General features: G+C 39.2%; 18 protein-coding genes and 4 tRNA genes. 6 read left to right on the top strand and 16 right to left on the bottom strand.

Features of this window, described 5'->3' with window-relative positions:
* The first annotated feature begins 2 nt into the window (after positions 1-2).
* Positions 3-776, top strand: a complete 774-nt coding sequence (gene thiD / locus BLW93_RS09040; RefSeq protein ID WP_078058099.1) for a bifunctional hydroxymethylpyrimidine kinase/phosphomethylpyrimidine kinase — start codon at positions 3-5, stop codon at positions 774-776.
* Here thiD and BLW93_RS02905 read toward each other — a convergent pair.
* The 3 genes from BLW93_RS02905 to BLW93_RS02895 form a co-directional block, all read right to left on the bottom strand.
* A tRNA-Asp gene (locus tag BLW93_RS02905) sits at positions 735-813 on the bottom strand. The two genes, thiD and BLW93_RS02905, sit on opposite strands and share 42 nt — an antisense overlap.
* Before the next feature lie 12 nt (positions 814-825).
* Positions 826-901: transfer RNA gene (locus tag BLW93_RS02900), tRNA-Val, on the bottom strand.
* A 63-nt stretch (positions 902-964) separates the two neighbouring features.
* On the bottom strand, positions 965-1,960 hold the full coding sequence (locus tag BLW93_RS02895) for a glycosyltransferase family 9 protein (RefSeq protein ID WP_076712613.1): 996 nt from the start codon (positions 1,958-1,960) through the stop codon (positions 965-967).
* A gap of 165 nt (positions 1,961-2,125) precedes the next feature.
* Here BLW93_RS02895 and BLW93_RS02890 point away from each other — a divergent pair, with 165 nt between their 5' ends.
* The 5 genes from BLW93_RS02890 to BLW93_RS02870 all read left to right on the top strand — a co-directional run bounded on the left by BLW93_RS02890 (position 2,126) and on the right by BLW93_RS02870 (position 7,781).
* A complete protein-coding gene (locus tag BLW93_RS02890; protein WP_076712612.1) occupies positions 2,126-2,857 on the top strand; it encodes a universal stress protein in 732 nt (243 codons plus the stop codon).
* Positions 2,854-4,458 carry a sodium/solute symporter gene (locus BLW93_RS02885; RefSeq protein ID WP_076712611.1) on the top strand — a complete coding sequence of 535 codons (1,605 nt, stop codon included), beginning with the start codon at positions 2,854-2,856 and terminating at the stop codon, positions 4,456-4,458. Before BLW93_RS02890 ends, BLW93_RS02885 begins: the two co-directional genes overlap by 4 nt.
* 109 nt (positions 4,459-4,567) lie before the next feature.
* Positions 4,568-5,767 (top strand): radical SAM protein, encoded by a 1,200-nt coding sequence (locus BLW93_RS02880; RefSeq protein ID WP_076712610.1) that lies wholly within the window; start codon positions 4,568-4,570, stop codon positions 5,765-5,767.
* Positions 5,768-5,771: 4 nt separating this feature from the next.
* Positions 5,772-6,806 carry a radical SAM/SPASM domain-containing protein gene (locus BLW93_RS02875; protein ID WP_076712609.1) on the top strand — a complete coding sequence of 345 codons (1,035 nt, stop codon included), beginning with the start codon at positions 5,772-5,774 and terminating at the stop codon, positions 6,804-6,806.
* Positions 6,807-6,818: 12 nt separating this feature from the next.
* Positions 6,819-7,781, top strand: a complete 963-nt coding sequence (locus BLW93_RS02870; RefSeq protein WP_078058094.1) for a pyridoxal-phosphate dependent enzyme — start codon at positions 6,819-6,821, stop codon at positions 7,779-7,781.
* A 23-nt stretch (positions 7,782-7,804) separates the two neighbouring features.
* Here BLW93_RS02870 and BLW93_RS02865 read toward each other — a convergent pair.
* From BLW93_RS02865 to gspG, 13 genes are all read right to left on the bottom strand, one after another.
* Positions 7,805-7,891: transfer RNA gene (locus tag BLW93_RS02865), tRNA-Leu, on the bottom strand.
* Between the two features lie 58 nt (positions 7,892-7,949).
* A tRNA-Phe gene (locus BLW93_RS02860) sits at positions 7,950-8,025 on the bottom strand.
* A 67-nt stretch (positions 8,026-8,092) separates the two neighbouring features.
* A complete protein-coding gene (locus BLW93_RS02855) occupies positions 8,093-9,283 on the bottom strand; it encodes a type II secretion system F family protein (RefSeq protein WP_076712607.1) in 1,191 nt (396 codons plus the stop codon).
* A gap of 2 nt (positions 9,284-9,285) precedes the next feature.
* Positions 9,286-10,707: a GspE/PulE family protein gene (locus tag BLW93_RS02850; RefSeq protein WP_216818653.1), complete on the bottom strand. Its 1,422-nt coding sequence runs from the start codon at positions 10,705-10,707 to the stop codon at positions 9,286-9,288.
* An 8-nt stretch (positions 10,708-10,715) separates the two neighbouring features.
* Complete coding sequence (gene gspD, locus BLW93_RS02845) at positions 10,716-12,683, bottom strand: type II secretion system secretin GspD (protein WP_076712606.1); 1,968 nt, start codon at positions 12,681-12,683, stop codon at positions 10,716-10,718.
* Entirely contained in the window at positions 12,670-13,506 is an 837-nt protein-coding gene (locus tag BLW93_RS02840; protein WP_076712605.1) for a PDZ domain-containing protein, read from the bottom strand. Before BLW93_RS02840 ends, gspD begins: the two co-directional genes overlap by 14 nt.
* Positions 13,503-14,129 carry a hypothetical protein gene (locus BLW93_RS02835; protein WP_076712604.1) on the bottom strand — a complete coding sequence of 209 codons (627 nt, stop codon included), beginning with the start codon at positions 14,127-14,129 and terminating at the stop codon, positions 13,503-13,505. Before BLW93_RS02835 ends, BLW93_RS02840 begins: the two co-directional genes overlap by 4 nt.
* Positions 14,129-14,587 carry a hypothetical protein gene (locus BLW93_RS02830; RefSeq protein WP_076712603.1) on the bottom strand — a complete coding sequence of 153 codons (459 nt, stop codon included), beginning with the start codon at positions 14,585-14,587 and terminating at the stop codon, positions 14,129-14,131. The genes BLW93_RS02835 and BLW93_RS02830 overlap by 1 nt, the downstream gene beginning before the upstream one ends.
* Complete coding sequence (locus BLW93_RS02825) at positions 14,587-15,627, bottom strand: hypothetical protein (RefSeq protein WP_076712602.1); 1,041 nt, start codon at positions 15,625-15,627, stop codon at positions 14,587-14,589. The genes BLW93_RS02830 and BLW93_RS02825 overlap by 1 nt, the downstream gene beginning before the upstream one ends.
* Entirely contained in the window at positions 15,624-16,487 is an 864-nt protein-coding gene (locus BLW93_RS02820) for a type II secretion system minor pseudopilin (protein ID WP_076712601.1), read from the bottom strand. The genes BLW93_RS02825 and BLW93_RS02820 overlap by 4 nt, the downstream gene beginning before the upstream one ends.
* Positions 16,484-17,014 carry a type II secretion system protein gene (locus BLW93_RS02815; RefSeq protein WP_076712600.1) on the bottom strand — a complete coding sequence of 177 codons (531 nt, stop codon included), beginning with the start codon at positions 17,012-17,014 and terminating at the stop codon, positions 16,484-16,486. Before BLW93_RS02815 ends, BLW93_RS02820 begins: the two co-directional genes overlap by 4 nt.
* Positions 17,001-17,300, bottom strand: coding sequence for a type II secretion system protein (locus tag BLW93_RS02810; RefSeq protein WP_076712599.1), 300 nt, complete (start codon positions 17,298-17,300; stop codon positions 17,001-17,003). Before BLW93_RS02810 ends, BLW93_RS02815 begins: the two co-directional genes overlap by 14 nt.
* Positions 17,297-17,701 (bottom strand): type II secretion system major pseudopilin GspG, encoded by a 405-nt coding sequence (gene gspG, locus BLW93_RS02805; protein WP_076712598.1) that lies wholly within the window; start codon positions 17,699-17,701, stop codon positions 17,297-17,299. The genes BLW93_RS02810 and gspG overlap by 4 nt, the downstream gene beginning before the upstream one ends.
* Between the last annotated feature and the right edge of the window lie 62 nt (positions 17,702-17,763).

Raw genomic sequence — 17,763 nt, 5'->3', positions numbered from 1 at the left:
TTATGGAAAAGCCCGAAACTCTTTTAACAATTGCCGGCTTTGACCCAACCGGGGGAGCTGGCATATTAAGAGATACATCAATATTCAGATATTCTGGATTTTATGGAACAGCTGTCATAACCGCCAATACGGCTCAAAATACCGCAGGTGTTACTGACATACTGTTTCAACCGGCCGATCTTATAAAAAATCAGATAAAGGCAATACAGGAAGACTTTAAAATCTCAGGAATAAAAATCGGCCTTCCACATCACGACAGAGAGCTTAACATCTGGATAGCAAATTTTATAAAGGAAAATAAAATTCTAACCGTATTTGATCCCGTTTTAAAACCAACATCCGGAAAAACATTTGTAGAGAACATAAGTAGTATCAAACCACTGCTGGAAGCTTCCACCGTAATTACTCCGAATTATTCGGAATATCAGCAGCTTAAAAAATATATCGATGGAATTCAGGCAAGCATAATAGTAAAAGGGATTGTAAAAGACAACAAAGTTGAAGACATCTTAATAGAAAACGGAAAAGAAACCCTTAAAATTTCCCACAGAATAAGAAAAAAAGAGGAAGTTAGAGGAACAGGATGTGCTTTCTCATCATACCTTCTTACACTATTAATGAAAACCGACTTGAAAACTGCCTTCAAGAAGAGTTGTAAATTTTTGCAGGAATTCAGGGAAAAAGCCGTATTTGCAGGAAGTGGAAAACAGAAGATAAACCTTGAATGCCGTGAGTGGCGGGGACGACGGGACTCGAACCCGCGACCTCCGGCGTGACAGGCCGGCGTTCTAACCAGAGCTGAACTACGTCCCCTAAGGAAGAAAATGGTGGGCGGAACAGGGATCGAACCTGTGACCCCCAGCTTGTAAGGCTGGTGCTCTCCCAGCTGAGCTATCCGCCCGAATTGACGATAAAGAAATATAGGATGATTTTTTAGGGTGTCAACTGCCAATCTCGATTTTTTTCAAATTTCCACATTTTTTAGGACATCATTTATCAGAGGATAAACTTTATCCGGAGTAAGCTCCCTCATACACCTAAAGTGTTTTTTGGGACATCTTTTCCCACCGTGAATACCGCACGGCCGACACGGAAGAGAAATTTCTGCGACTCTTGCATTCTCTCCAAGAGGATAGAATCCAAAATCTATTACCGTAGGTCCAAATATTGTGATAACAGGTTTTCTAAAAGCAGAGGCAAAGTGGGTCGGAGACGAATCGTTAGTAATAACTACATTACTTTCGGCAATAAGCGCCATAAATTCTCTTAAACTTGTCTTACCGGCGGTGTTAACGGCAAAAGGAATCCTGTTAAAAACCTCCTCGGCTACAGGAACATCTGCTATACTTCCCACAATAACAGGCACAAGCCCTTTCTCTTCCATCAAGTATCTGCCGACAGAAGCAAAATATTCCGGAAGCCATCTTTTCGTGGGCCAGACAGAACCAGGAGCTATAACGGCAAAAGGAAAATTAAGAGAAAATTTCTCCCTTATATGATTTTTCTCTTCGTCTGAAACAAAAAGTTCAGGTTGAATATCTATTTCAGCACCGGGATTAACAGCAGTCAAAAGCTCCGAATTTCTCTCCACCTCATGAATACCCTGTCTGTAAGTAACTCGTTTAGTGTAAAGAAAAGAAAAACCGGCATTACTAAAACCAACCCTTTGAGGTATCCTGCTTAAAAAAAGAAGCGTTGAAGTTCTGTGAGAACGGTGAGGTGAAAAAACCGCATCGAAATTCATACTTTTCAGTCTGGAGGCAAATTTCCTGATACCTTTCTTATCATAAGGAATAACACCTTCCAAATACTTAAATCCCTCATATATCGATTCGTATCCCCTCTTACAAACCAGAAAAACTTTTGAATCACCATAAGTCTTCGCAACCGACTTAATGAGAGAAGAAACCAGAACAAGGTCTCCTATAAAAGCGGTTTGAAAGATGAGTACCCGTTTCATCAATTTCTCCATTATAGGAATTTCACGGCCGATTATACACGAAGGAATCTCCTATAGATAAAAATATAACTAAAAATAGATATAAGACATCTTGCATTTATTATGGAAATTTTACATAATTTTTACATAGCTTTAACATTTTTTTTACATCTCTGGAGGTGACAGATGGGGTTCCGAAAACTCCTTGTAGCCGTGGACAATTTCTCCGCTTCTTTCGGTGCATTTAAAAAAGCGGTGGAAATTGCACGGGAACACAAAGTCCCACTAACCGTTATCAACGTAGAAGAAGCTCTTCCTCTTCTACCAGCAGAAAAAATGCTCGAAGCACCACCTGATCACTTTGTAACAGATGATCCTCTAACAGTTGCTGAAACCTATGCAAAAAAACACGGAGTAAAAGTAAAAACAGTAAAAAAAACAGGAGCTATCGCCGGTAACATCATAGAAACAGCCAACGAAGAAGACGCCGATCTCATAATTTTAGGAGATTCCGGCATTAAAGGAGTAGAAAAACTATACCTTGGAAGCATAGCTCAATCGGTCGTCGAAAACTCTGAAAGACCTGTCCTGATTGTCCGGAAAGGATGGATGAACATTGAAGACATCATCTCTCTGGCAAAAAGTCTGGAAAAGGGAGAGAAAAAAGAAGAAATCCCCTGCAAATACGATCCTGCACTTGTCAGAGAAAACTTTAAATCAATGGGAACACTATTCTTTATACTGTGCGTCATCTACTTTTTCGCAGCAATCATAACTTCAAAACCGTTTAAAAACATCGCTGCTCTTGAAATCGTAGGGCTTCCATTCGGAATATGGTCAGGCATATTTCTTGTAATTTCCGGAATCATATTAACCCGAATTTACATAAACAAACAGATCGGAGGTAAGACACAATGACATATCCTATAGCATTTATAATAGTTGCCATAAGCGTTCTTGTCTCCATATACGTAAGCTTCTATTTCCGAAAGCACACAAGGACATCCAGTTCATTTTTCGTAGCAGGTGGAGAAATTCCATGGAAAATCAACGGAATGGCAATGTTTGGAGACTACTGCAGTGCAGCAAGCTTTCTGGGAGTCGCAGGTGCCATTGCGATAATGGGCATAGACGGATGGTGGCTTGCTCTCGGCTTTTTTGCAACATGGATGGCAGTTCTCTTTTTAGTCGCAGGACCTCTTAAAAATGCAGGGAAATTTACCGTTGCAGATGTCATAGGAACTCGTTTCGGACAGGACAAAAATATCAGAACAATCTCCATGATAATCACACTCGTTCTGTCAGCCCTCTACCTTGTTCCTCAAATAGTCGGCGCTGGACATCTGTTCAAACTACTTTTAGGATGGCAATATCATACCACCGTTATTGTTTCTGGAGTCTTAATAACCGTGCTTGTCGTTTTAGGAGGAATGAAAGGAACAACCTTTAACCAGGCAATTCAAGGTATCGTCCTGCTCGGCGCGATGCTTCTTCTTCTCATTGCAGCATCTGTTATGTTTTTTAAGGGCAATCCTTTTGGAATAATCAAAGCTGCTAAAGAAATAGTTCCCCCTGTTGTTGCCGCAAAGCAGGCTCCTGACCTGGTGAAAAACGCAGGTTCTGCTCACGAAGCAATTAAAACGGTAAGAGCAGCCCTTGCAGGTGCCCCTTCAGGATTAACACCTGGCGTTGGACTTAGAGACTTCTGGAACCATTTAAGCCTGATTTTAGGGCTCTTCTTCGGCGTTCTGGGACTTCCCCACATCCTCATAAGATTCTACACCGTTAAAAGTGCAAAAGCTGCCCAACGAAGCATCGAATTTACGATATGGGGACTTGCCATCTTTTACACTGCCGTTCTTTTTGTAGGACTTGCAATCATGTACATCCTATATCCAGACCTTGTAACCCTTGTCGCAACCGGAAAAAAAGGAATAGCAACAAACATGGCTGTTCCAATGCTGGGGCAAAAATTAGGAGGAGAGTTGTTCTTAGGACTTATAGCCGCTGGTGCTTTAGCAGCGATGCTCAGTACCTGTACCGGTCTTCTTATTACTGCAACAACAAGCATTGCTCACGACCTTTACGCCTCCATCCTTCGTCCTGACAGCACTGATGAGGAAAGAGTATCCTTTGCCAAAAAGGCTGTTTTCGTTTTATCCGCCATATCACTACTCCTTGCAATATGGCTTAAAAACCAGAACGTTGGAATGTTAGTTGGAATGAGCTTTGGAATTGCAGCAAGTACATTTGCACCTGCTCTTGTTCTTACAGTATGGTGGAAAAAACTAACAAGACAGGGAATTATTGCAGGTATGTGGGTAGGCCTTGCAGTTTCCCTTCTCTTTACATTTGCAAGATTTTTCAAACTAAAAACACTCCTGGGACTTCCGGTATTGGTTAATCCTGCCCTTTACAGCATTCCCGTAGCTCTCATCGTTTTCATTCTTGTCAGCATGGCAACAAAAGACAAAGGAAAAGTTGAAGAATTTATGGCAATAGCACACTGTAAAAAATAACCTTCCTGCTCCGGGAGCCTTCCCGGAGCTTTTCACCATATCTTAAATTTCCAATTTTTCCCCAAACTTTTGATATACTTTGTAAGAAGACTTTTAATGGGAGGATTCAATGGCTATAAACCTTGAGTATATCTTTGACAATGATACAGTAGGATTGGGATGTTTCTCATACCTGCCGGGAGAATTCGTATGGGCATGCACAAATGAATGTAACCTTGAGTGCAAACACTGCTCCATAGAATCAGGACATGGAAGAAAATGGGCTGACGAACTTACAACTGAAGAAGCAAAATCCCTAATCATGGATATCTGGGAACACTTTGGTCCTGTTAAATTCGCGATAACCGGCGGTGAACCTTTACTTAGAGAAGATATTTACGACATCATAAAGTTTGCTTTTGAAAACACAAGAATGCAGCTTGTTATGGCAACAAACGGAACGCTTCTAAACAAAGAAAACATTAAAAAACTCCTCGATGCTGGTATGTGGCGTGTTGGTGTTTCCATCGACGGTGTTGGTGAAAAACACGACGAAATAAGAGGACTTAAAGGCTGTTTTGAAACAGTCTATCATAATCTCAAACTTGCCAAGAAGATGGGACTGAGATTTCAATTCCATACAACCGTCTCAAAACTTAACAAGGACGAAATTCCAGCAATAATAGACCTTGCAGAAGAATTAGGCACGTACAGAATATACTTCGTATTTTTGATCACAACGGGAAGAGGTAAAAATCTACCCGATTTAACACCGGAAGAGGCAAGGGAAGTATTTGAATACATCTACGAAAGACAGAAAACTTCCAATGTATGGCTAAAACCAATCTGTGCTCCATGCTATACAACATGGCTTAAAGATAAAATGACCGAAGAGTATAAAGAGGGTAAAATAAATGTATTCCCGAGAGTAAAACCTATAGGATGCCCGGCTGGAATTACAAGATTCCATATCCTTCCAAACGGTGACGTATGGCCCTGTGCTTACGTTCCAATGAAAGTAGGAAACATAAGAGAGAAAAAACTAAGCAAAATAGCCATAGATACGCCTGACTTCAAAGCAATTAAACTGGCAAGAGGATTCAATCCTGACGTATATGGATTTGACGAAATTAAAAACCCTGTTAAGCTTGAAGAACTGAAAGAAGCGTTCAAAAAAGAGTATGGTTACGAACCTGAACTTGGTGGAATATGCAGAGATTGCGAGTATAAGCAGGAATGCGGCGGATGTAGAGCAAGAGGCTACGCAAAAACAGGAAGTTTCCTCGGCGAAGATATAATGTGCCCTCTGAAAAACATAGAGGAGAAGTGATTATATGTACGATTTGAAACTATCAATAACAAGGGCTTGTAATCTCAAATGTAAATACTGTCATTACATTACAAACGTTGACAAACACGTCCTTTCCGCCTCCTTCTGGAAGGACATCCTTGACCAGTATAAGGATTTAGACCTTGAAAAATACGGCTTATTTGCCGACGGGAAAAAAGTAACGATAACAGGCGGCGAAGCGACCCTTCATCCGGAATTCTGGGAAATCTTTGAACACGCTAAAAAACTCGGATTTTACGTATCTCTACCAACGAACGGAACATATTTAACCGATGAACTTGTAAAAAAGTTCAAAGATTATGGAGTTGATGACATAATCATAGCCATAGACGGGAATAGGGAAAACCACGACTTCCTGAGAGGAAAAGGAAATTTTGACCTTGCAGTAAAAGGTGCTGAACTCGTAAAAAAATACGGCATACCACTTAGAATAACAACATGCATGTCAAAATACAACTACAAAGACCTCCCTTTTGTGACAGAACTAAGTCATCAACTTGGGGCTGAAATCCTCATCATATTCCACTACGTTGAACTTGGAAGAGGCGAAGTCGAACTTCCCCACTCCGAAATGAGCCTTGAAGAAATTGCCGAATCTATGAAAACCATATACGAACTTCAATGTAAATACAAAGATATTGCCCTTTGCACAACAACAATTCCCCATTACTGGGCAGTTCTTAAAAGAATGGAAGAGAAAGGCTCTTTTGTTCCACCTTACTACTACAAAGTATTTCCCGGCTGCAGAGCCGTTAAAGATTTTATCTATGTAACAAGTGACGGCTCGGTATTCCCATGTCCTCTAATTCAAAAACCGATAGGAAATCTTCAAAAAACAAAACTAAGCAAGATATTTGAAAGCGAAGGCGCGAAAATATATGCCGATAGGAATTACTTTAAAGAATGTGTTTCCTGTAAATACAAAGAGCTGTGCGGTGGCTGCAAGGTAAGAGAAACTTCTCTTTGCCCGGCTCTTATAGAAAAAATAGAAGATATATGCACGGACCTTTCCTGTTAATCTGGAGGATAGATGACCGTCCAACGAATTCTGATGTCTTCACTTATTGAAAATTCACGATTTATAGAAGACTTTTTCGGAAGAAAAAGGATAAAAATTCTCCTGTCCGGTTTTTTCGAAAAATTTGGAGCCAGATGTCCTACAGGCTCCTTTAAAGATTACATAACAGGACTAACTCTCTATTTCAGAAAGAAAAAAGAGCTTGTCGTCGTATCAGCCGGCAACGTGGCAAGGGCTTTCTTTTACAAAGCTTCTGTCCTTAAAAGGCCTCTTACGATTGTCCTTCCTGAATATGCTCTTGAAGGCCTGAAAATTCCTGCACCGCCATCAAAAACGGTAACGATCTACGCAATTAAAGGCGAATATAACGACGCTATTGACTTCTCGAAAGAACTCGTCGCTAAAAACCCTGAAAAATATGAACATGAAGGGGGACTCTCAAATAAGTGGAGAATAAAAGGCCTTTGCAGATTGTTCAGAAGACTTCCCCCATTTGACATCTATTTTCAGGCGGTATCTGGCGGTGTAGGACCTATGAGTATATACGAAACCTCAAAAGCCACCGGAAAGGAACTGCCACGGTTATTCCTATCACAGAATCTCCCTTACGCACCTGTTCTTGCCGCTGTTAAAGGAGAAAAAATACCTGAACCGGAACTGGCAGAAAAAATTCTTGCAAAGGTTCTAAGTAATGCAAAAACAAATATCCCACTTTTGTCAAAACTAATAGATGAAAGTAATGGAAAGATTTACGGCATAACAAATGAAGAACTTGTATCTGCAAAAAAAGTTTTTGAAGAATTCATAGAAGAGGAAATAGATTACTCCTGTGGCGTAACTCTCGCAAGCGTCCTTAAAGCAATAAAAAACGGAGATATAAAAGAAGAGGAAAAAATACTTATCCACATAACAGGCGGCGGCTATTCAAAAGTAAAAAAACATTTTCCGGACGAAAAACAGATAATCCACATTTAATTCAAGCAAAATATCGGATTTCGTGGTGCCCGGGGCGGGAATCGAACCCGCACGGCCTTGCGGCCCCGGGATTTTAAGTCCCGTGCGTCTGCCTATTCCGCCACCCGGGCAGGCGGACAAAGATATAAGATTAAACTTTTATTGTATTTTTATGGGGGAAAATAAAAATGGTGCCGAGGGGCGGAATCGAACCGCCGACACGAGGATTTTCAGTCCTCTGCTCTACCGACTGAGCTACCTCGGCAACCATGTAGAAGGAAATATAAACTTTTTGCCCCTTCATGTCAACGGCAATTTAATAATTTCTATAACTACCTTACCGATAGATTAAATATAGGCAGGATTGTGGCAAATACGAAAAACGCAACAAAAACTGCAAGAACAAGGAGTGTTGCAGGTTCAAGGATAGTCATAAACCTGTTTATCAGCTTTTCCGTTTCCTTTCTGTATATAGAACTTACAAGTGAAAGCATCTCTTCAAGCTCTCCGGTCTCTTCACCTATAATGATAAGCCGAACGGCAGCATCAGGAAGCATCTTGTTTTTCCTCAAAAATTCCGACATTTTTTTTCCTTCTCTTATCCAGACGGAGAGATTTTTAAACTTTTCCGCAACAATAGAATTGGCTATTGTCTTATTGGCAACTGTTACCGCTTTGTCAAGGGGCAATCCTCCCGAAAGAAGAATAGATAGAGTTCCTGCCCAGGAGCTGTAAATAGACGAAAGATGAATATCTCTAAAAAAAGGTATTTTAAGCTTAAAACTATCCATTCTCTCTCTGGTAAAAATTTTATCTCGAAAAACAACTGCCAGAACAGCCGTGGGAATCAAAAGTTTTAATAAAACTGAAAGAATAGATGAAAAGCTCATTATGATCCTTGTCGCAAATGGAACATCCTCATTAAATTGAGCATAAATTTTGATAATTCTCGGCACTGCAACTTTCATAACAATAATCATGGCAATAAAACCGATAACTATAACAATCGCTGGATAGGTTAATGCTCCTTTTATCTTCTCTTTAAAATCGGCTTCCCTCTCAAGAAACTTTGAAGCAGAAATAAAAATTTTGCTGAGGGCACCCGATTCCTCTCCAGCCAGAACCATCTCAACAACAAAATCCGGGAAAACATTTGTTTCCCTCATAGCTTCACCAACAGGCTGTCCTTCTGCTACTTTTGAACGGGCTAAAAGAAACGTCTCTTCAAGCTCCGTACCTTTAAACTGATCGGCTAAAATTTCAAAAATATCGGTTATGTGAATACCTCTATCAAAGAGAATGCCCATCTCATAAAGAAGAAGTGCAACTTCCAAATCGGAAATTTTTTTAGATGAAGAGAGAAAAAAACGCCTATTTTTAGCTTTACTTACAGGTGCAATCTCAAAAGGAATTAGACCTCTTTCTTCCAAAACCTGTCTTAAGTGCCCTTCAGAAAGAGCCTCTTCTTTTCCCTTTACTTCTTTTCCGCTTAAATCGTAAGCTCTATACTCAAAAACAGCCATAGCTAATCCCTTGCCACCTGTAAAACCTCTTCAACAGTTGTTACTCCGTATACTACCTTTTCCAGTCCGTCTTCAAGGAGCGTTCTCATACCTTTGCTTCTTGCAATTTCTCTTATCTTTTCCGTATCTGAAGTTTTTGAAACAAGTGCTCTCATCTCTTCATCCATACGCATCACCTGATATATAGCAATCCTGCCGCTGTAACCTGTTCCAAGACATTTATCACAACCTTTTCCCTTTTTCAGTTTTGCAACTTTAACATTTCCTAAAACTGCACGTATAGTTTCCATCTCTTCATCTGTCGGTTGATATTCAAAAGCGCAATAGGAACACACTCTCCTTACAAGTCTCTGGGCAAGCACACACTCAAGAGAAGATGCAACTAGAAAAGGCTCAACTCCCATATCAGTCAGACGGGCAATAGAAGAAGGAGCATCGTTTGTGTGGAGAGTGGAAAAGACAAGATGTCCGGTCATTGAGGCTCTGACAGCTATTTCCGCAGTTTCGAGGTCTCTTATCTCACCTATCATTATCACGTCAGGATCCTGCCTCAGTATGCTCCTTAGACCGGTAGCAAAAGTCAAACCTATTTTAGGATTAACCTGAACCTGATTTATCCCTTCTATCTGATATTCAACCGGATCCTCTATCGTCAGAATATTTTTCTCCGGTGTCCATATTCTCTGGATTGCAGCGTAAAGCGTTGTGGTTTTACCAGAACCGGTGGGCCCTGTAACAAGGATAAGACCGTGAGGTTTTGTAATTACTTCCTCAAAAACGGCATAATCCCTGTCCGAAAAACCAAGTTCTTTTAACGTAAGCAGTTTATGAGAACGATCAAGAAGTCTTATAACAACTCTCTCGCCAAATATTGTGGGAAGCGTTGAAACCCTCATATCTATCTGTTTCTTTCCTATTTTTACTTTTATCCTTCCGTCCTGCGGCAGTCTCTTTTCAGCAACATTCAAACGGGAAATTACTTTAACACGGGAGACAACTTTGGAATAACTTGAAAGAGGAATTCTCATAACCTCGTGGAGAACTCCGTCAAGACGGTATTTAACAACAACCTCTCTTTCGTAAGGTTCAAAGTGTATGTCACTTGCTCTCACTCTTATAGCTTTAAGAAAAATCGTGTTGAGAAGCTGAATGACTGGAGCATCGGAACCGGCAAGAAGGTCTTCAAACACCGCTCCGCCAAAAGTTTCCTCTTCTTCAAGCCTACTCTCAAGAGAAGAGATGTAATCTTCCAGTTTTTCATTAAAAGCCTCTTCATCAATAAGAACAGTCTCTACTGTTCCGAAAGTAAACCTTAAATCCTCTATAACGTGAAACGGAGTTTTTTCCGTAACGTAAAATTTACCTTCCCCGAAAGGAAGAACGTAATAACGTCTCATAAAATCAACAGGTAAAGTTTTATCCACGATTTACCTCAATCGTTTCCTTTTATATTGCTTTTTATCTCTTCCTTTTTCATCTTCTCTTTCTGCTCTTTCTCATATTTAAGAAAAAGTTCGCTCATCTTCTTATGCCACTCTGTTATCTTCGCAATCTCATCGGGTGTTTCAACAACATAAGGAGTCATAAAAATAAACAGGTTGGTTTTCTCGGTATCTTTAGAGTTATACCTAAACAGATTTCCAACAACAGGAATGGAGGAAAGCAATGGAACGCCTTCCATTGTCTCTATCGTTTTCTTAGAAATTAAACCACCTAAAACGATTGTTTTTCCGTCGGGTACTTTTATCGTCGTGTCAAGCTCCCTTTTTGAAGTTATCGGAACAACATACTGAATACCGCCTATGTCCGGTTTTTCGTAACCGATAACATCGTTAACTTCAAGATGTGTCTCCATAACGATGGATTTATCAACCGATATATGAGGAGTAATTTTCAGAACAAGCCCAACAGGCTTATAGGAATAGTTTATTATCGGATTACCGTTAACGTCAAACTTAACGCTTTCGGCAAAAGGTGTTACCTGAGAAACGTCTATTGTCGCTTCCTTATTGTTAATCGTAAAAATCTTCGGAGCAGAAATCACGTTAAAGCCCGTTCCGGACTCAAGAAGAGAAAAGAGGGCAAGAAGGTTCGGAAAGAAAACGTTTGTTCCTCCTATATTAACCGTTTGACCACTTGAACTTAAGAAACCAGCTGCAAAACTGCTCAAACCGACAGATGAATAAAAATCGGCATCTGAAAGCCCTCCTCTAAACGCTGCTCCACCGTTCTTACCGAAAATCTGCCATTTTATACCTATCTCTTTCATCGCCTTCTGAGAAACCTCAGCGATAAAGACGGAAACAAGTACCTGTTTTCTCTTTTTATCAAGCTGCGAAACAAGATTTTCTATTGCTTTATACTCCTTATCATTGGCATAAACTATCAAAGCATTCAAAGAGGTATCGGGAACAATCTTTATTAAATCCTTTGATGAGGAAATAGACACTGCTTTTCCCTTCTTTTTAGGAAATTCTGAATAAATAGCAATACTTGTAACAAGCTTACTAAGCGTATCAGCAAGGTCGTCTGCCTTTGAATTTTTAAGATAAATTACATGGAACGTTCTTTCTTTATTTGTGGAAACCGGTTTATCAAGCTCTTTTATTATTCTGTCAACCTCAGGAATCAAATCTTTCCTTGCGCTGACAACAAGACTGTTTTCGGAATTAACGGGGAACACGACAAATGGAACACCTCTTTTTGACATGGAGGAGTAAACCGTTTTAAGTGCCGTTGCCACCTCGGAAGCCTTTGCGTAATCAAGCGGATATATTTTTACTTCCGTTCCTTTCTCAGCAGAATCTATAAGTTTTAAAACCGATTTAAAGTTCCTGATATTTTCTGCCGTATCGGTTATTATGACCATATTGGCAGGACGATAAAAGAGAAGCGTTCCTCTCCTTCCTCTAAACCGTCCGAGTATCCTTTCCACATTGGTAACATCACCGTTTTTAAATCGATAGACATAAGTTACAAGAACATCCCCTGAAGAAAGCCTCTTCTCAAGCGGCGGCGTCTCTTCCTTTACCCTTGTAAGAGAAATAATCTCGTAAAATTTCCCCCTATCAACTATCGCAAATCCGCGGGTTTTAAGTATCGCCGTGTAAATATTCCAGAAATCACGAACAGATATTGGTTTTGAAAAGATAAGTGTCACTTTTCCTTTCAAGTTAGAAGGAATAATAATGTTTTTTCCTGTCAGCTGAGAGGCAAGGTAAGTAAGATCCCTGATATCAATATCCTTAAAGTTAATCGTAATCTCTTTACTTTTCTTTATCTGATCAATGTTTTGTAGAAGCGCTACTATCTGAGGATTCACGCTATTCGCCGCAAAAGAGGACATCCCTAACAGAACAATCGAAACAAGAACTGTGAAAAAAAACTTACCTAATCTCATATATGATAACCTCCTTCCTTCCCCTTCTTTCAATTTCCACCTTAACAGTATCTTCATTTCTTAGCATATTATAAATCTTAAAAGCATCTTCAACTGTTCTGACAGGCATATTATTAACAGCAGTAACTATGTCTCCGTTTCTAAATCCAATCTTTGTCAAAATTGTTCCAGGCTTTATCCTTAAAAACCTGTAACCTATTGTTTCACCGTGTCTCAAAACCGGAACAATATTCACATCTTTCAGCAGTTTCCCTATGTCTGCCGTTTCCCTTTCCACCATTGTTCTATCAAGTTTTACAATTCTTTCCTTTCCCCTTCTTTCCACAGGAAAATTTGGTGGTAAATTCCGATTTAAACTCCCACTACCGGAAGAGAGAAGATAAATTTTACTCCCATCAGAAAGTTGATAATAAAGAGGGGCTATTTTCACTATCGTTTTTCCATTTAAAGTATCTCCCTCTTTTAAAATCTTGAAACTGTCGCCCTGAGAAATAAGAAGAAACCTATCTTTACCTGTCGTTATAGTCCCTAAAACTTTCCCGGATACCGCAGAAACCTGAGATTGAACATCATTACCAGTTAAAACAACATTAGAAGTTGACTTACTCAAGAAAAACTTATCCAGACCCGAGTAGTTTCTTTTTATATATTTAACTTTCTTATGCAAGGCAGGTGGAAGGGAAGTATCCAGGTTAAACGTTTTAAGAAAAACGAACAGAGAAAAACCTACACCAACAGCAGCAAAAATCACAAAAAGGGAAATGGAATTAACAAATATCGGTAGTAAGGACAAAATCCTATTAAAGATATCTTTTCTGGTCATCTTAACCCTGCCAGTTCATAGTAAAACTTTTCGGAAAATTTTTGCCCTGAAACAAACAGATCGGCAACACCTTTAACTATAACTTTTCCTTTAAACTCTTTAACACTACCGGTAATCCTCCCTCTAATTGGAGAAGAGATTAAATCTGACGAAAAGTTTCCATTTTTATAGGAAAATCGCCCTTCCAGATTTCCGATGTTAATTCCTTTATAAACCGCTCTCTCAAAATTAATCTTTCCATTTAAATCTCCTGACAGATCAAACTTTACAAAACCTTCCGAATTAAGATATCCTTCAGCCTCAAATCCATAAGTTTTTAAAGAAACAGGAAATCGCTTAAGTGAAACTTCAATCTTTTTACTAAAAGGAAAAATACTAACTTTACTCCTGCCGGAAATAATATCCAGAGAAAGAATCTTGTTCACAATATCAACACCTTTTACCGAAACTCCTTTAAACTCCAGATCTGATAAACTCATATGCAAGCCGTTACCTTCGACAGAAGAACATTTAACATTTAAAGCGGAAAGGTAGTTTGCAAACATCACATCTGCCGGCAGGAAGTAGAAAAAGGAAAAAACAGATACAGCTATACACAATACAACCAGCAGAATTTTTTTCATTATTTTTCTCCCGAAACTGTAAAGAGTGCCTTTATCTTACCTGTAACAGTATCAACATTAACATACGGAACGGAAAAACCCTCTTTTTTAAATGTTTTTAAAGCTGAAGCGAAAACATCTGCCGGTGTTCCGTCCACTTTTATCTCAAAATTTCCTCCGGAAGGTTTAATCGAAACAACAAAAGGCTTTATACCGGAATCAGAAAGAACCTTAGAAACATCTTCCAGAGAAATCGGACGACTGCTTTTATCAGGAACTACTTCAGAAAGTAGCTTTTTAAAGGAATAAAATTCAACAACCGTCCTTTTGAGCTGTTCTTTCCCTTTTACGTAACTATTAAAAGCTGCCGGCAGGAAAATAAATCCTCCTCCCAGTATAACAACAGCATAAACTCCAATTACAATCCACCATCTCTCTTTATCGGAGAAAGATGAGAAAAAAAGTCTCACTTTTTCCATCAGTAACGACCCTCTAATCTAAACCTGACTTTATCTTTAAGAGTAACTGTTTCCGTAATCTCGGCATTAAATTTTTTAAGCCGGCCAGCAAAAGAGGTAACAGAAGAAATATCTGGAGCTTCCCCTTCTACTGAAAATCGTCCGTCACCGGCATTAAATTTTAAAACAGAGATGCCGTTTTTCACCTTTCCTATTTCATCCATAACATCCACTGTATCTATTTCCACCTTTGACGCAGAATGGAGCATCCCTTTCAGCTGAGTTAGCGGGTCAACGGCAGGGATATCGGGAAACTTCTTTTCAAAAAGTTCCGCCTCCTTATTCCTAACACCTCTAATTTTCCTTTTAAAGAAAACCCCTCCCGCAAACAAAGCACCGCTGAGAACAACCAGAGAAAACAAAAGGAAAAGAGCCGATTTAACAAGAGAAATTTCCGTATCAGAAGACTCTTCTTTCAAAAAATTCACTTCCGTATTTCTGATTATCTGAAGTGCCGAGCCAAAAAGCGGAAGAATTTTCTTATTCATGGCTTCCAGACGAATAGGCTCACCTATCTTTTCCTTCTCACCTACCTTTACCGAAATCGGAATGCCATCTCTCACAGAAATAATGATATTGCCGTTTTCTTTTTCATAATAAAAATCTCCGTTTTTCCCGCTTAAAAGGACAATCCTTAAAAGAGACACAACCTCACTATCGATAACATCGATTCCCTGTTTTCCTATTCTTTCAATATCTTCCTTACCGGTAATAACAGTGAAAACAGCTGTCCCTTTATCCATCGGGAAAAACAACGAACGGAAAACAAGGTCTCTACCGGAAAGGATAGGATTTGATTTTATTTCCCCTTCAATAATTTTGTAAATTTTCCTCTTATCACTGAAAGGAAAAGTTTTTATTCTAAAGGTTGTCTTCTCAGCCGGAAGGAGAATGAACAGTCGGTCGTAATTATCCCCTCCATAAGGCTTTATTTCTCCTTTCAATACGTTAACTTCAAAACTCTCACCGTATCCGTCAGGATATTCAACTCTAACTATCATTTTACTTTTCTCCAGACCTCTCTTAAGGAAGCCCCATCTCTTTTAAAAAGTATGTAAAGAGAATAGCTACTATCACCAATTTTCACAACCGCTCTGGTCAGGAAATAGGTGCTCTTAACGTCAACAAAAGGTTTTATTCTATAAATAATATCAGATGTCATACCTTCAACGTTTATAAGATCATCAACCTTTTTAAAAGGATGTTTTTTTCTGTATTCAATAATATTATTTGCAAGATTTTCATCTATATTTCTGTCAAGTGCCATTAAAATCCACTTTGATGCCGTGTTCACGTTAACCTTCCCGTCTGTCCACACAGAAAGGAGTGAACGAAGTCCTGGTTTAAAGTGTCCTCCCTCAACCGTTCCGTTAAAAATTTCACCGGTAACACCATCAACAAGCCTAAGCTCTTCCGTCGTGCTAAATCTTGCATGCTTAAAGGTTGAACTGCCGGGAAGAATCCAGTCCTCAATGTCTTTCGTAAGCAAATCTCCACCAAGTTCTGTAATATTAAAAAGTCTGCTAAAAATCTCTTCCGCTTTTTTATTAACCTTACCGTTTTTTACAAGTATATTGGGATTTAAATACCTTTCCTCATCCTCTATTTCAACTGTCAAATCAACACCGTTCAGCGAAACAGGCACCGGATAAGTCCAGTACTCACCATAATAATCAACATTCCCATCATCGCGGGCAAAAAGCTCCTTAACCCCTGCCGAAATTGCATCGGCAAGAGCCATAACTTGCTCCTGCTGAAGAACTTTTGTCACATAGTGAGAGGCAAAGAACGTCTCATCAGCAGTATTTGTTACAGCCATTGTCACGGCACCTATAACCATTAAAATAACAAGAAGAATCATTCTATCTTTCCGGTTATCAAAAATTTTTTACCATCTACAAAAAGTCTTGCAATGCCGGTAAAGTTACCCTCAAAATTTTCTGTCCAGTTTCCGCCATTTAGAACTTGAAATTCAAAATTAGAAAAATCCCCTATAACAATCTTCTTTGTCCCGTTAGAATCAAGTTTTCCGTCAGGATAAGGAAACTCTTGATAGATAACTTCCGTTTTTCCGTTGCCTTCCCTTCTGAAAATATAAACAGCTTTTACTCCGCCAGAGTAAAAAACGGGATAAAGCGTATAAAAAGCAAGCCTATCCTTTGTCAGCAAAAAATTTTCATTTCTAGGTTTAAAAAAAGAGAATAGTTGTCTGGAAAGCTGAGAGTATAAATTCAAATCATTCTCAACATAAACAGCTTTCTGTTCAATATCCCCGGAAGAAAAAACCGTTCCGCTGTAAAAAAACTCAACAGCTGCGAGAAGAACAGCCATAAGAGAAACAACTATAAGAATTTCAAGAAGAGTGAAAGCACTTTTACTCTTTTTCATAATAGTAAAACGTAAAAAGATGTCTCCCGTCTTTATTTACACTAAAACTTTTTTCTACTATTCCATACTCCAGATTAGCCCGGCTTTCCACAATTTTAAATCCATCAGTATCGTTGTACGGCAAACCGTAAATACGTGACTTCATTATATAAATTCCTTTAATCGTATCATCTATTCTTTCCAATCTCTCAACATTTTTTGAAGAAACAAAAATCAAAGCGGAAGCTGCAACAGCAAAAATAGTAACACCAATAAGAACTTCTAAAAGTGTAAACCCCCTTCTCATTGATCCCACACGGAAATATCATCCTGTGTATTTAACTCTCCATCAGGTCCTTTTGACTTCAGCTCAAAGGGATGTTTATCGCCGGGACAAACATAAACAAAGTCGTTCCCCCAGCCGTCCTTCGGAATATTATCAAGATACTGCTTCCAGTGGGCGGGAGCAGGCGGCGTTTCCGGCTTTTCAACAAGAGCTTTTAGTCCTTGAGAAGTCGTAGGATACATGCCGTTATCCAGTTTATACATCTCAAGAGCTCTCTTTATCTCTTTAAGCTGAACCTTCGTAGTCTTTATCTTTGTTTCATTAACCCTTCCCGTGAGTTTTGGAACTACTATCGCAGCAAGCAGAGACAAAATAACAACAACCACAAGAAGCTCTATAAGTGTAAATGCCTTCCTTTTCACTTAAAACCTCCAAAATAAAAAATATCTTAAGTTTTATTTTACCTTAAACAGGAAAACAAAAA

The sequence above is a fragment of the Desulfurobacterium indicum genome (assembly GCF_001968985.1).
Classification (GTDB): domain Bacteria; phylum Aquificota; class Aquificia; order Desulfurobacteriales; family Desulfurobacteriaceae; genus Desulfurobacterium_A; species Desulfurobacterium_A indicum.
The sequence above is the reverse complement of the archived record's forward strand: the minus strand, read 5'-3'. Positions and strand labels throughout refer to the sequence as shown.

What these genes read in the sequence shown, in the direction of transcription:
- thiD (WP_078058099.1), top strand. Translation starts at nt 3, where the DNA reads ATGGAAAAGCCCGAAACTCTTTTAACAATTGCCGGCTTTGACCCAACC.
- BLW93_RS02895 (WP_076712613.1), bottom strand. Translation starts at nt 1,960, where the DNA reads ATGAAACGGGTACTCATCTTTCAAACCGCTTTTATAGGAGACCTTGTT.
- BLW93_RS02890 (WP_076712612.1), top strand. Translation starts at nt 2,126, where the DNA reads ATGGGGTTCCGAAAACTCCTTGTAGCCGTGGACAATTTCTCCGCTTCT.
- BLW93_RS02885 (WP_076712611.1), top strand. Translation starts at nt 2,854, where the DNA reads ATGACATATCCTATAGCATTTATAATAGTTGCCATAAGCGTTCTTGTC.
- BLW93_RS02880 (WP_076712610.1), top strand. Translation starts at nt 4,568, where the DNA reads ATGGCTATAAACCTTGAGTATATCTTTGACAATGATACAGTAGGATTG.
- BLW93_RS02875 (WP_076712609.1), top strand. Translation starts at nt 5,772, where the DNA reads ATGTACGATTTGAAACTATCAATAACAAGGGCTTGTAATCTCAAATGT.
- BLW93_RS02870 (WP_078058094.1), top strand. Translation starts at nt 6,819, where the DNA reads ATGACCGTCCAACGAATTCTGATGTCTTCACTTATTGAAAATTCACGA.
- BLW93_RS02855 (WP_076712607.1), bottom strand. Translation starts at nt 9,283, where the DNA reads ATGGCTGTTTTTGAGTATAGAGCTTACGATTTAAGCGGAAAAGAAGTA.
- gspD (WP_076712606.1), bottom strand. Translation starts at nt 12,683, where the DNA reads ATGAGATTAGGTAAGTTTTTTTTCACAGTTCTTGTTTCGATTGTTCTG.
- BLW93_RS02840 (WP_076712605.1), bottom strand. Translation starts at nt 13,506, where the DNA reads ATGACCAGAAAAGATATCTTTAATAGGATTTTGTCCTTACTACCGATA.
- BLW93_RS02835 (WP_076712604.1), bottom strand. Translation starts at nt 14,129, where the DNA reads ATGAAAAAAATTCTGCTGGTTGTATTGTGTATAGCTGTATCTGTTTTT.
- BLW93_RS02830 (WP_076712603.1), bottom strand. Translation starts at nt 14,587, where the DNA reads ATGGAAAAAGTGAGACTTTTTTTCTCATCTTTCTCCGATAAAGAGAGA.
- BLW93_RS02825 (WP_076712602.1), bottom strand. Translation starts at nt 15,627, where the DNA reads ATGATAGTTAGAGTTGAATATCCTGACGGATACGGTGAGAGTTTTGAA.
- BLW93_RS02820 (WP_076712601.1), bottom strand. Translation starts at nt 16,487, where the DNA reads ATGATTCTTCTTGTTATTTTAATGGTTATAGGTGCCGTGACAATGGCT.
- BLW93_RS02815 (WP_076712600.1), bottom strand. Translation starts at nt 17,014, where the DNA reads ATGAAAAAGAGTAAAAGTGCTTTCACTCTTCTTGAAATTCTTATAGTT.
- BLW93_RS02810 (WP_076712599.1), bottom strand. Translation starts at nt 17,300, where the DNA reads ATGAGAAGGGGGTTTACACTTTTAGAAGTTCTTATTGGTGTTACTATT.